Genomic DNA, 12,993 nt, shown 5'->3' with positions numbered 1-12,993 from the left:
GATGGGCGGGGATGCACCCGCGGGCACATCCGGCATGGAACAACCTTCGGAGGATCCCAACGTGTCCAGTGCTTCGCCCACGACGCAAGATACCCTTCCCCGGCACCTGGATGACGTGGAGGTCTCCCGCCTGCGGGCCGACTTCCCCATCCTGGGGCGCAGCGTCAACGGTGTTCCGCTGACATACCTGGATTCCGGGGCCACCTCGCAAAAACCAAGTTGCGTATACGAAGCCGAACAGCACTTCTACGAGAACTTCAATGCTGCGGTCCACCGCGGGGCCCACTCCCTGGCCGTAGAGGCCACCGACATCTTCGAGCAGGCCCGCACGGATGTTGCCGGCTTCATCGGCGCCAAGGACAACGAGGTCATCTGGACCTCCAACGCCACCGAGGCACTGAACCTCATCACCTATTCCTTTGGCAACGCCAGCGCCGGCCTCGGGGGAGAAGCAGCCCGGGCCTTTGCCCTGGGGGCAGGGGATGAGATCGTCGTCACCGAGCTCGAGCACCACGCAAACCTGATCCCGTGGCAGGAACTGGCCCTGCGCACCGGTGCCACCCTGAAGTACATTCCCGTCGACGAATCCGGCGCCCTGCGCATGGACCTGGCCGGGAAGATCATCACCCCGGCCACCAAGGTGCTCGCCTTCACCCACGTCTCCAACGTCCTGGGCACCGTGACCGATGTCCCCGCGCTGGTGGCCCTGGCCCGCAGCGTCGGGGCGCTGACCGTCCTTGACGGCTGCCAGTCGGTCCCGCACCTGCCGGTGGACGTCAAGAAGCTCGACGTGGACTTCATGGCGTTCTCCGGGCACAAGATGCTCGGCCCCACCGGGATCGGCGGGCTGTACGGCCGCGCCGGGCTGCTGGACGCCATGCCGCCCTTCCTCACGGGAGGCTCCATGATCACCTCGGTGACCATGGAGAAGGCCGAATACCTGCCGGCCCCGATGCGCTTCGAGGCCGGCACCCAACGGATCTCGCAGGCCCACGCGCTGGCCACCGCCGTTTCCTACCTGCAAGAGGTCGGCATGGACCGCATCGCCGCCTGGGAGGAACTGCTGGGCGAGCGCATGCTCACCGGGCTGGGAACCATCCCCGGCGTGCGCGTCCTGGGCCCGGCCCCGGGGGCGGCCCGGATCGGCACCGCGCCCTTTGTGATCGAAGGCGTGCACCCGCACGACGTGGGCCAGTTCCTGGACTCGCGCGGCGTGGCCGTGCGGGTCGGGCACCACTGCGCCCAACCGCTGCACCGCGCGCTGGGCGTCGTCTCCAGCACCCGGGCCAGCACCTACCTTTACAACACCACCAGCGACATCGACCGCCTGCTCAACGCGGTGTCCGATGTGCGCGGATACTTCGGAGTCGGCAAATGAGCGATCTGGACCAGCTGTACCAACAAATCATCCTGGACCATGCCAAGGCCCGGCACGGCGCCGGGTTGGTCGAGGCGCCCGAGGGCGTGGCCAGCGGCGAATCCATGCAGCACAACCCGGTGTGCGGGGACCACATCCGCCTCCGCGTCCAGCTTGAGGGCACCATCGTAAAGAACGTTTCCTGGGAGGGCGACGGCTGTTCGATCTCGATGGCCTCTGCCTCGGTGCTCAGCGAGATGGCCGAAGGCATCGAACGGGACGAATTCATGGGCATCCTGGACGAGTTCCGCGAGCTCATGCGCTCGCGCGGATCCCGTGCCGGTGACGAGGAGATCCTGGGAGACGGTGCGGCCTTTGCCGGGGTCTCCAAGTTCCCCGCCCGGGTCAAGTGCGCCATGCTCTCCTGGGTGGCCGCCGAGGCCGCCCTGCTGGCCGCCAACGACTGATATGTAAGAAGGTTTGTCAAGTGACAGAGGTGGGCGGCTCCCGGGACATTGGCTTCCGGGAGCCGCCTTTCCCATGCCCCGGCGGTGGCGTCGGGCCCGGTTCGGCAGGTCATGGTCGACGGCATGGTCAGACTGACAAACGCGGGTTGGGTACCGCATGACAAGGAATTCGAGTGGAGCGTGACGTCGTCTAGGATCGGGCGTCGGCTTGGGGGCCTGCCCATAGTCGGTTCTCGTGTTGGCTCCGCATGTTGCCTCGTCCGGGTGCGCGCGCCGGGGCACGTCTTGGGGTCACCGTCCTGCCATGGGGCGGCCTTCCTGCAGGGGTGCGGCCAGGGACCAGCACCAGCCGGCAAGTTCGCGGGCGATGGCGGTCCTGGCCTTCGCCGGCATCTTGTGGCGTTCCTCGAGGGCCGCGGCGCGGGCATGGAGCCGTTGGTTGCCCTGCCGGGCGCGGGCGGCGGTGGCCGGGGACACCAGCTCGAGCTGGCGCAGCTCCAGGATCCCGGGCCTGCGGTACGGGCGCTTGTGCACGGTTGCGGCCTCGATCAGCAGGAGGCGGGCGTAGGCGTTTCCGGCCTTGGTGATGCGCCCCTGGGTGCGGGTCTCGCCCGAGGAATGCTCCGAGGGAACCAGGCCCAGATAGGAGCCGATGGTGGCCCCGTTGAAGCGGGTCCAGTCCCCGATCTCGGTGGCCAGCCCGAAGGCACCCACGGTGCTGATGCCGCGCAGGCACGCCAGGGCATTGATGATCTCGGTGTAGCGGCAGTCCGCGGCGACGCGGGCCACCTCCTTGTCGATCCGCTTCAGCCGCACGGACATGGACTCCTCCTGCGCCAGGGATTCCTGGAAGGCGAACTCGAGCGCCGGGTCCTCGAAGTGCTGCTGGTGCAGCCACCTCAGGTGTTCCCGGGTCCAGCGGGACTTGCCGCCTTGGAAGAGGATGCCGTGGCGCAGCAGGATCGCATTGACCCGCTGCTTGGCATGCGCATTGTCGGCCGAGGCGACATGCCGGGCGCGGGAGAGGTCCCGCAGGGCCTCCTGCCCGGGGTCCGGGATCGTGACCTCGGTGACCTCGCCCAGCGCCAGCATGGTCGCCAAAATTTTGGCGTCGCGCCGATCCGTCTTGATTTTGTCTCCGGGGGCCCGCAGCAGTTTCGAGGGTGCGGCGATCACGCAGTCGATGCCGGCAGCCCGGAAGTGCCGGGCCAGCCCGAAGCCGGTGGGACCGGCCTCGTAGACGACCCGGACCCCGGGGCCGAATCCCCGTACCCATTCCGCGGTGCCCAGCAGGTCGTCCTCGAAACGTGAACGGGTCAATTCGCCGGTGTCGATGTTCAGGGCGCATCCCACGATGCTGCGGGCATGGACATCGAGCCCGATATAGGTACGCTCGGACATAGCCGGGACCTCCAACCTTCAATGTGGCACTACCATTCCACAGCGGTTTGGCTGCAAGGCCAAGACCCGAACGCATGGCAAACCACGAAAGCTTGAAGCGGAGGTTTCGGCCTCACTTACATATTGTCTAGGACGCGCACCCCCGTATGGCAAAGGGCCGGGTTGGCGGGCCGCAGGAGATCCTGTGGCCCGCCAACCCGGCCCTTGTTAGTGCTGAGTCGGGCTAGGCGTTGTTCTCCGGAGCCTGGAAAACATCCGGGATGCCGTCCTTGTTCTCGTCCCTGGCGGCGCGTTCGTTCACCAGGCGGTAGCGGCGGTCGCGTGGCCGCAGCCAGATTGTGCCGAGGATCGCGGCCAGCAGGGAACCTGTCAGGATCGCGACCTTGGCGTGGTCGTAGTGTGGCGAAGCCAAGCCGAAGGACAGTTCCGAGACCAGCAGCGAGACGGTGAAGCCGATTCCGGCAAGGAACGTCACGCCCAAGAGGTCGCCCCACTTGGTGTCGGGATCCAGGTTTGCCTTCGACGACCGGGTCACCAGCCAGGTGGCGCCCAGGATGCCAATGGGCTTGCCGAAGACCAGTCCGAAGACGATGCCCCAGAGCACCGGGTCGCCCAGGGCCGAGGCGAAGCCCTCGGCGCCACCGACGGCCACGCCAGCCGAGAAGAACGCAAAGACCGGGACACAGAAACCGCTGGAGAGCGGGCGGAAGCGGTGCTCGAATTGCTCGGCCAAGCCGGGCTTGTCGATTTCGTGCTTGTTCTTGCGCAGCACCGGGACACAGAAGCCCAGGACAACGCCGGCAATGGTCGAGTGAATGCCCGAGCCGAAGACCAGAGCCCAGCTCGCGATGCCCAGCGGCAACAGGATGACCCAAGGTGCCCAGAGGTTCGCGGCAAAGAACCTCGGCCACATGTGCGTGAGGAATGCGTAGAGGCCGATGGGCGCGATCGCCATCAGGAGGTACGGCGGGCGCAGGTCATCGGTGAAGACGAAGGCGATGATGACAATGGCAATCAGGTCATCGACCACCGCGAGCGTCAGCAGGAAGATGCGCAGCGGGGAGGGCAGGTTCGACCCGATGACCGCAAGCACCGCAACCGCAAAGGCGATGTCGGTGGCGGTGGGGATGGCCCAGCCGCGCAGGGTTTCCCCGCCGGTGGAAGCATTCAGGGCGGCAAAGATCAGGGCCGGGACCAGCACTCCGCCGAAGGCCGCCGTCACCGGGACGATGGCACGTTTCATGTCGCGCAGGTCCCCGGCGACGAATTCCTTTTTCAGCTCCAAGCCGACCAGGAAGAAGAACACCGCCAGCAGGCCGTCTGCGGCCCAGTGGCCGAGGGAGAGGTTCAGGTCGATGCCGAAGGCCTGGAAACCGATGGTGAAGTCGCGCAGGGCAAAGTAGCTGTCGGATGCGGGGGAGTTGGCCCAGATCAGCGCAACGACGGCACCGATGATCAGTACGAGTCCGCCAACGGTCTCCTTGCGGAGGATCTCCCCGATGCGCAGGGACTCGGCGTAACTGCCGGGGCCAAAAACCGTCTTGGATTTCGGCGTGGGTGTGGGGGTTTGGCTCATGGTCTACTTCGTTTCATTTCGGGGACGCTGAAGTTATCGCCGACCAGACTTCCCGGCACACCAAGAACTACACTAACGCCTAAACGTGTCCCGATGCACACCGAGGCAACCGCATGACCTCGAAAACCGGGTGCCCCCGGCCTCCGGCTGCATCGCCGGGGAAGTCGTAAAAGACGACAGGACCGGTGCCTGACGTGCCCTGACGGGCACGCACGCACCGGTCCCGGGTGACTGAACCAGCCCGCCGAAGAAATCGGCGGATTGGTCCGGGCCGATCCCTAGACGCGTTCGATCCAGGAGGACACCTTGGCGCCCTGCAGCGCCAGCGCCTTGGAGATGAACGGCTCGGCGGCCGAGGCGATCTTGCCGCCCACGAACGGGATGGAGGAGGACACGGTGGCCTCCACGCCCAGGGCGGAGCCCGCATCGGTGGCCTTCAGCGACTCGGTGCCGGCGACCGAGACCGGAAGCGAACCGACAGTGACCTTCAAGGTGGCCTCGCGCGAGCCGTCCGCGGACGGGGCGGACCAGGACTCGACCTGGGTGATGTCCACGGTCTGGCCGACGAACTTGCGGGCGATTTCCGGGGCCCGGTCGGTCGGCACGGTGCGCACCGTGGTCAGGGTGAATGCCGCGGCGGTGTCGCCGGCGACCTCGAAGCTCTTCAGCGTGCCGCCGACCAAACCGGTCAGGTGCTCGGCGAAGTCGCGGTCTGCCAGCGTGGCAATGACGGCTTCGGGTGCGTGGATCAAATCAGTGGTGGCGTTAAGGGCCATGGGGGCAAAACTCCGTAAAATAGATTGGCCGAACCAAATGTTCTTGCAACCCCACCAGCGTACCGGGCATGGGCGCGCGCGGCGGTACGCTTGAAAGGCGCACCCCGGGACCCGGCATGGATCTCGGGTACTTGTGTTGTGCGCGTACCCGGTCTTCGGAAAGGACCCCAGTCGATGGCGCTTCACGGCCTGCGCACCGCCCTGCGAGAAGACATCTCCTTTTCCCGCGTCAGATCCAATGCTGCAACGACCTACGCCGCCCGCGCCAACGAACTGGAGATCGCGGCCCCCGCCGGGATGCGCGCTGTCATCACCGCCGAGGCCGTCGAGGCACTGCGCACCAAGGTCGCCGGCGGCCTGCTGCTGGCGGTGACCGCCACCGGGCGCGAGGCCGAGGAACTGGTGGCCGGGCTGCACGGGTTCCTGCCCGCCGACGCCGTGGCGGAGTTCCCCTCCTGGGAAACCCTGCCCCACGAGCGGCTCTCCCCGCGTTCGGACACCGTCGGCCGGCGCCTGCACGTGCTGCGCCGGCTGGAAACCCGGGACCCGTCCCTGCAGATCATCGTCGCCCCCATCCGCGCCGTCATCCAGCCGCTGGTCGCGGGCCTGGGCAAGCTGGAACCCGTTCAGCTGGCGGTGGGGGACGAGTACGAGTTCTCCGCCGTGGTCCGTGCCCTGGCCGACGCCGCCTACGCGCGGGTGGACATGGTCACCCACCGCGGCGAATTCGCCGTGCGCGGCGGCATCCTCGATGTCTTCCCACCCACCTCCAACCACCCGGTGCGCATCGACTTCTTCGGGGATGAGATCGAGGCCATGCGCTACTTCTCCATCGCCGACCAGCGCTCGCTGGAGCACGAGGCACCCACCCGGATCCAGGCGCCTCCCTGCCGCGAGCTGCTGATCACCCCCTCGGTGATGTCCCGGGCCGCGAAGCTGCAAACCGAAATGCCCGCCGCACGCGACATGCTCGCCAAGATCGCCGGAGGCGTCGCGGTGGAAGGCATGGAGTCCCTGGCCCCGCTGCTGGTCGATGCCATGGTCCCGCTGCTCTCGGTGCTGCCGGCCGAATCAATCGCCGTGGTCATGGAACCCGAACGGGTCCGGGCCCGGGCCCACGACCTGGAAGCCACCAACGCCGAATTCCTGGCCGCCGCCTGGGCCACGGCCTCCGACGGGGGTGCGGCACCCCTGGACCTGTCCCAGGCCCAGGCACAGGCCGCGGTGGACGAACTGGAAGCCGGGAACTTCACCTCCCTGGCCGCAACCCGCACGCACGCGCAGGCAGCCGAGGTGTCCTGGTGGTCGCTGACCTCGCTGGGATCCGACGCGGAGCTGCTGCCCGAGGCCGACTCGATCCGCATCAACGCCCGCGAGCCGCGCGGCTACCAGGGGGATGTGGCCGAGATGCTCGAGTTCATCTCCGGGCGCATCAAGGACGACTGGTCCATCGTGGTGGCCACCGACGGCCCCGGCCCCGCCCAGCGCCTGGCCGAGCTCTTCCACGACGCCGACATCCCCACCCACCGCATCAATTCGCTGGACGAGGCGCCCACCCGCGGGCTGATCGAAATCACCACCGCCGAGGCCGGGCGCGGGTTCGCCCTGGATTCGCTGAAGCTCGGCTTCCTGACCGAGGCGGACCTCCTGGGCCGCTCCAGCGCCTACGCCCCGCGCGGGGCCAAGCGGCTGGCGGCCAAGCGGCGCAACGCCGTGGACCCGCTCACGCTCACCGAGGGCGACTTCGTCGTCCACGAACAGCACGGCATCGCCAGGTTCGTGGAGCTGATTGCCCGCAAGGTCGCCGGCGGCAAAGATGCCAAGCGCGAATACCTGGTCCTGGAATACGCGCCATCCAAGCGCGGGGCGCCGGGGGACAAGCTCTTTGTCCCCACCGACCAGCTGGACCAGGTCACCCGCTACGTCGGCGGGGAGGCCCCGACCCTGTCCAAGATGGGTGGCTCGGACTGGTCAAGCACCAAGTCCAAGGCGCGCAAGGCCGTCAAGGAGATCGCCGGGGACCTGATCCGGCTCTACTCCGCGCGCATGGCCTCGCGCGGCCACGCCTTCGCCTCCGACACGCCCTGGCAGTCGGAGCTGGAAGAGGCCTTCGCCTACGTGGAGACCCCGGACCAGCTGACCACCATCAACGAGGTCAAGGCCGACATGGAACGCGAGATCCCGATGGACCGGCTGGTCTCCGGGGACGTGGGCTTCGGCAAGACGGAGATCGCGGTGCGTGCCGCGTTCAAGGCGGTGCAGGACTCCAAGCAGGTCGCGGTGCTGGTGCCCACCACGCTGCTTGCCTCCCAACACCAGCAGACCTTCACCGAGCGCTACTCCGGTTTCCCGGTGCGCGTGAAGACGCTCTCGCGCTTCCAGACCGCGAAGGAGTCCAAGGACATCATCGAGGGGCTGAAGAACGGCACGGTCGACGTGGTCATCGGCACCCACCGGCTGCTCTCGGACACCGTGCAGTTCAAGGACCTGGGGCTGGTGGTCGTCGACGAGGAGCAGCGCTTCGGCGTCGAGCACAAGGAACAGCTCAAGAAGATGCGCACCAACGTGGACGTGCTCTCGATGTCCGCGACCCCGATCCCGCGCACCTTGGAGATGTCCCTGACCGGCATCCGCGAGACCTCCACGCTGGCGACCCCGCCGGAGGAGCGCCACCCGGTGCTCACCTACGTGGGCCCGCGCACCGACAAGCAGATCTCCGCTGCCATCCGCCGCGAGCTGATGCGCGACGGCCAGGTGTTCTTCGTGCACAACCGCGTCTCCTCCATCGACAAGGTCGCCGCCGAGCTGCGCGAACTGGTGCCCGAGGCCCGCGTGGAGGTCGCCCACGGCAAGATGAGCGAGTCCCGGCTGGAGAAGATCATCCAGGACTTCTGGGAGAAGAAGTTCGACGTCTTGGTCTCCACCACCATCATCGAGACCGGCCTGGACATCTCCAACGCCAACACGCTGATCGTGGACCGGGCGGACAACTACGGGCTGTCCCAGCTCCACCAGCTGCGCGGGCGCGTGGGCCGCGGCCGGGAGCGCGCGTACGCCTACTTCCTGTGGAACGCCGAGAAGCCGCTGGGCGAGGTCGCCCTGGAGCGGCTCAAGGCGGTCGCAGCGCACAACGAGCTGGGCTCGGGCTACCAGCTGGCCATGAAGGACCTGGAGATCCGCGGGGCGGGCAACCTGCTCGGCGGGGAGCAGTCGGGCCACATCGCCGGGGTCGGGTTCGACCTGTACCTGCGCCTGGTCGGCGAGGCGGTGGCCGACTTCAAGGGCGAGGCCGACGAGAAGACCGCGGAGATGAAGATCGAGCTGCCGGTCAATGCGCACCTGCCGCACGACTACGTGCCCGGTGAGCGGCTGCGCCTGGAGGCCTACCGGAAGATCGCCGCGGCGACCGACTTCACGGCGCTTGACGACGTGCTGGCGGAGCTGGTGGACAGGTACGGGCAGCCGCCGGCCCCGGTGGTGAACCTGCTGGAGGTCGCCCGGATCCGCATCCGCGCCCGGGCCCTGGGCCTGACCGACGTGGCGATGATGGGCAACGCGATCAAGTTCGCCCCCGCGGCCATTGCAAACCTGCCCGACTCGCGGCAGCTTCGCCTGGCCCGGATGTACAAGGGCGCCGCCGACAAGCCGGCGCTGAACGCCATCACGATCCCGAAGCCGCAGTCCTCCCCGGTCGGGGGACGGGACCTGGTGGACGAGAAGATCCTTGAATGGGTCTCGTCCGTGCTGTCCAACATCTTCGAGGTCGAGGCGCCGCGCGCCAAGGTCTGACCGGTGCCGGACACGCCGATGCCGGGCGGGCCCGCTCCCTGGTGGGGCGGCCGCCCGGCATCGGTGCCTGAATGGGTCTGCGGAGTGGTTCCTAGGCGGTGGCCGCTTCGCCGTGGTGGATCAGCACCGGGCACTTGGCGTGGGCGGCCAGCGAGCTGGACACCGAACCCATGACCAGGCCCTTGAAGCCGCCGCGTCCGCGCGTGCCCAGCACCAGCATGGCCGCGTCCTTGGAGGCCTCGATCAGGTTCGGGGCCGCCGGGCCCATGGTGACCTCGCGCTCCAGGTTGGCCGGGATGTCCTCGCCGAAGGCCTCGGCGATCGACTTTTCCAGCGCGTCGCGGGCGTCCTGCTCCGGTGCCCACTCCGGGGTGTAGTCCTCCAGCGCGATGCGCGGCAGCCACGAGGAGAAGGCCACCAGGTCGTGGCCCAGGGATGCTGCCAGGGACGCAGCATAGCGCAGCGCGGAAATGGATTGCGCCGAACCGTCAATGCCGACAACGATCTTGCGAACAGTGTTTTCCATGGTGAAATGCTCATTTCCTCAATCGGGGAAGGCTGGTCCAACGGGGCCCCAAGGGTCCTGTTGGATTCATCATACCCCCGCCCACCAGTGTTTTTCTACGAGCTGTAGAAGTCTGGTGGTGCTGCCCCACGCTGCCGGAACACGGGAATCCGATCCCGCGGGCGGCACCGGCGCGCCGCATGCAAAAAGGAGGCCGGGGCGCCGCTGTCACCAACGCCCGTGCACCTGGTGGTGCGCGGGTATTGATGCTGCGTGGCGCTCCGGCCTCCTCGGGGAAAACCGTGCGGGAAACTAGTCCTGCTGCGAAGCGGTCTTCGACGGGTTCTTGTCCGACATGCCCAGGATGTGCTGCGGGACGCCGAAGGCCAGGATGGCCAGCACGAAGCAGGAGATGCCCGGGATCCAGGCGTTTTCCAGCGTCCAGAACGACAGCGAGTAGAGGCAGCCAAGGAACAGGATGAAGAACACCGCGAAGGCGATGAGGTTTCCGGCCAAGCGGCCCTGGCCCGAGTGGGCTACGTTCTTGCCGTTCGAGTACACAGCGATTCTCCTAAGATGATCTGGTTTCAATGCGCGTGCGAAGGTACGTGATCAGTAGCCCTCGGCGCCTTGTTCACCCTCCACAATAGCAACTCCCGAGCTGGAACCAAGACGCGTGGCCCCGGCATCGATCATGGCACGGGCGGTTTCCAGCGAGCGGACCCCGCCGGAGGCCTTGACTCCCAGATCCGGGCCGACGGTTGCGCGCATCAAGGCCACGTCCTCGAGCGTGGCGCCGCCGCCGCCAAAGCCCGTGGAGGTCTTCACGAAGTCGGCACCCGCGCGCACCGAGGCGCGGCAGGCCAGGACCTTTTCGTCGTCGGCCAGCATCGAGGTCTCGATGATGACCTTCAGGATCGCCCCGCCCTCGTGCACGGCGTCGGCAATGGCGGAAATGTCTGCCACCAGCGCCTCCTCGTCCCCGGCCTTGGCCGCGGCGATGTTGATGACCATGTCGATCTCGTTGGCGCCGTCGGCGATGGCCCCGCGGGCCTCGAAGACCTTGGATGCGGTGGGGGTCGCGCCGAACGGAAAGCCGATCACCGAGCAGGTCAGCACCCCGGAACCGGCAAGCGCGGCGCTCACGGCGGCAACCCAGATCGGGTTCACGCACACGGAGAAGAACCGGTACTTGGCGGCCTCCGCGCAGATGCGCTCGATGTCCGCGGCGGTGGCGTCGGCGTTCAGGATCGTGTGGTCGATGTACGAGGCGATATTGGTGTCGTTGGTGCTCATGGCGTGTGTATCAGGCTCCTGGTCGTGATGAAGGAAGGGGAAGGTGTGGGGGAGCGGGGGCTCAGCCGTGGAGCAGGTCCGCAAGTTCCTGCTTGATGCGACCCAGCGACTCGGTGGCCGCGGCGCGGGCCGCCGGAAGCCCGGCGGGGCCGGCCACGGGGGTGATGGTTTCAAGGTAGCACTTGAGCTTGGGCTCGGTGCCCGAGGGGCGGACGATCACCCGGGTGTTGGCCGCGGTGGCAAAGAGCAGCCCGTCGGTCGGCGGCAGGTTCGCCCCCAGCGACAGGTCCTCGAACCCGGTGACTTCTTCCCCGCCCAGGGTGGCCGGCGGGGCCGAGCGCAACGCGGCCATCATGGTGTCCAGCAACCCCAGGTCCGCCACGCGCACCGAGAGCTGGTCGGTGGTGTGCAGCCCGTGGGCCAGCGCCAGGGCATCGAGCACCACCGGCAGCGAGGACCCGGCGGCCTTGAGCTCGGCGGCGTAGTCGGCCAGCAGCAGCGCGGCGGACATGCCGTCCTTGTCGCGCACCAGGGCCGGGGCCACGCAATAGCCCAGCGCCTCCTCGTAGCCGAAGGCCAGGGCGGGCACGCGGGAAATCCACTTGAACCCGGTCAGCGTGTTCTCGTGCGCCAGGGAGTGGGCCGCGGCGATGGAGGCGAGCATGCGCGAGGAGACGATGGAGTTGGCCAGCACCGTGCCCGCCGCGGCGTTCGCGGCGGCGCGGTCGCCCAGCAGCCAGCCGAGCTCGTCCCCGCGCAGCATCCGCCAGCCGGTGCCCTCGAACTTCACGGCCGCGGCGCAGCGGTCGGCATCGGGGTCGTTGGCGATGACCAGGTCGGCATCGATGGCCCCGGCCAGGGCGAGCGCGAGGTCAAGGGCGCCGGGTTCCTCCGGGTTCGGGAAGGAGACGGTGGGGAAATCGGGGTCGGGCTCGGCCTGCGCGGCGACCAGGCGCACCCGGGAGAAGCCCGCCTGCCCCAGGGCCTGGGCCATGGTGTGCCCGCCGACCCCGTGCATCGGCGTCAGCACGATCTTCAGGCTTTCACGCGCCGCCGCCAGCGGGTCGCTTGCCGTGCCGCCGGTCCGGGGGACCACGGAGGCGATGGCCTCCAGGTAGGCGCCCTCCACGTCCCCGGGCTCCCCGGCGCCGGGCAGCACCTCCCACCCGTCGGCGGCCAGCGCGATGTCCGCCATGGGCTCGTCGTTCTTGATCCGCGCGGCGATCTGCGCATCCACGGGAGCGACGATCTGCGCGCCCTGCCCCCACCCGGTTTCGGCACGACCGCCCAGGTAGACCTTGTAGCCGTTGTCGGCCGGCGGGTTGTGGCTGGCGGTGACCATGATCCCGGCCTCGGTGCCCAGCTCGCGCACGGCCCAGGCCAGCACCGGGGTGGGCAGGGCCGAGGGCAGCAGCTGCACCTGGATCCCGGCGGCGGTGAGCACCGCGGCGGACTCGCGGGCAAAGACGTCCGAGTTGTGCCTCGCGTCGTAGCCGATGACCGCACGCGGAATGTAGGCGCCGTCGGCGGTGGCCAGCAGGAAGCGCCCGATGCCGGCGGCGGTGCGGCGCACCACCATCGAGTTCATCCGGTTCGGCCCGGCGCCGAGTTCCGCGCGCAGCCCCGCGGTGCCGAAGGCCAGGTTCCCCGCGAAGCGGTCCGCCAGCTCGGCGTGTGCACCCTGGTCCCCGGCGGCAACCTTCGCGCACAGGGCCCTTAGCTGCGCGGCGGTGGCGGCATCTGGATCCTGGTGGGCCCAGGCGGCGGCACGATCCAGCAAGGCGGTATCCGGTGCGGGGCTGCTCATGTGGTTGGTTTCCTTTGTG

10 protein-coding genes are annotated in these 12,993 nt (G+C 68.2%); 3 read left to right on the top strand and 7 right to left on the bottom strand.

Going from position 1 to position 12,993, the window contains the following annotated elements; all coding sequences use genetic code 11:
- Positions 1-34 precede the first annotated feature (34 nt).
- Entirely contained in the window at positions 35-1,378 is a 1,344-nt protein-coding gene (locus tag JOF46_RS19120) for a SufS family cysteine desulfurase (protein WP_425355071.1), read from the top strand.
- Positions 1,375-1,824 (top strand): Fe-S cluster assembly sulfur transfer protein SufU, encoded by a 450-nt coding sequence (gene sufU, locus JOF46_RS19115; protein WP_209910175.1) that lies wholly within the window; start codon positions 1,375-1,377, stop codon positions 1,822-1,824. Before JOF46_RS19120 ends, sufU begins: the two co-directional genes overlap by 4 nt.
- A 291-nt stretch (positions 1,825-2,115) precedes the next feature.
- On the opposite strand, the gene JOF46_RS19110 is transcribed toward sufU, so the two are convergent.
- The 3 genes from JOF46_RS19110 to JOF46_RS19100 all read right to left on the bottom strand — a co-directional run bounded on the left by JOF46_RS19110 (position 2,116) and on the right by JOF46_RS19100 (position 5,577).
- Positions 2,116-3,225 (bottom strand): IS110 family RNA-guided transposase, encoded by a 1,110-nt coding sequence (locus JOF46_RS19110; protein ID WP_209908689.1) that lies wholly within the window; start codon positions 3,223-3,225, stop codon positions 2,116-2,118.
- A 223-nt stretch (positions 3,226-3,448) separates the two neighbouring features.
- Positions 3,449-4,801 (bottom strand): Na+/H+ antiporter NhaA, encoded by a 1,353-nt coding sequence (gene nhaA, locus JOF46_RS19105; RefSeq protein WP_209910173.1) that lies wholly within the window; start codon positions 4,799-4,801, stop codon positions 3,449-3,451.
- Between the two features lie 278 nt (positions 4,802-5,079).
- A complete protein-coding gene (locus JOF46_RS19100; protein WP_209910171.1) occupies positions 5,080-5,577 on the bottom strand; it encodes a DUF2505 domain-containing protein in 498 nt (165 codons plus the stop codon).
- A gap of 174 nt (positions 5,578-5,751) precedes the next feature.
- Here JOF46_RS19100 and mfd point away from each other — a divergent pair, with 174 nt between their 5' ends.
- Positions 5,752-9,366, top strand: coding sequence for a transcription-repair coupling factor (mfd, locus tag JOF46_RS19095; protein ID WP_209910169.1), 3,615 nt, complete (start codon positions 5,752-5,754; stop codon positions 9,364-9,366).
- 91 nt (positions 9,367-9,457) lie between these two features.
- Here the strand turns inward: mfd and JOF46_RS19090 are convergent, their stop codons facing one another.
- From JOF46_RS19090 to JOF46_RS19075, 4 genes are all read right to left on the bottom strand, one after another.
- Positions 9,458-9,892, bottom strand: a complete 435-nt coding sequence (locus JOF46_RS19090; protein ID WP_209910167.1) for a universal stress protein — start codon at positions 9,890-9,892, stop codon at positions 9,458-9,460.
- A gap of 291 nt (positions 9,893-10,183) precedes the next feature.
- The gene (locus JOF46_RS19085) at positions 10,184-10,432 is read right to left on the bottom strand and encodes a hypothetical protein (protein WP_209910164.1); all 249 of its coding nucleotides are present in this window, start codon (positions 10,430-10,432) and stop codon (positions 10,184-10,186) included.
- Positions 10,433-10,483: 51 nt separating this feature from the next.
- Positions 10,484-11,167, bottom strand: a complete 684-nt coding sequence (deoC, locus tag JOF46_RS19080; protein ID WP_209910163.1) for a deoxyribose-phosphate aldolase — start codon at positions 11,165-11,167, stop codon at positions 10,484-10,486.
- A gap of 61 nt (positions 11,168-11,228) precedes the next feature.
- On the bottom strand, positions 11,229-12,974 hold the full coding sequence (locus JOF46_RS19075; RefSeq protein WP_209910160.1) for a phospho-sugar mutase: 1,746 nt from the start codon (positions 12,972-12,974) through the stop codon (positions 11,229-11,231).
- Between the last annotated feature and the right edge of the window lie 19 nt (positions 12,975-12,993).

It is taken from the genome of Paeniglutamicibacter psychrophenolicus, from assembly GCF_017876575.1.
Lineage (GTDB): Bacteria > Actinomycetota > Actinomycetes > Actinomycetales > Micrococcaceae > Paeniglutamicibacter > Paeniglutamicibacter psychrophenolicus.
The sequence above is the reverse complement of the archived record's forward strand: the minus strand, read 5'-3'. Positions and strand labels throughout refer to the sequence as shown.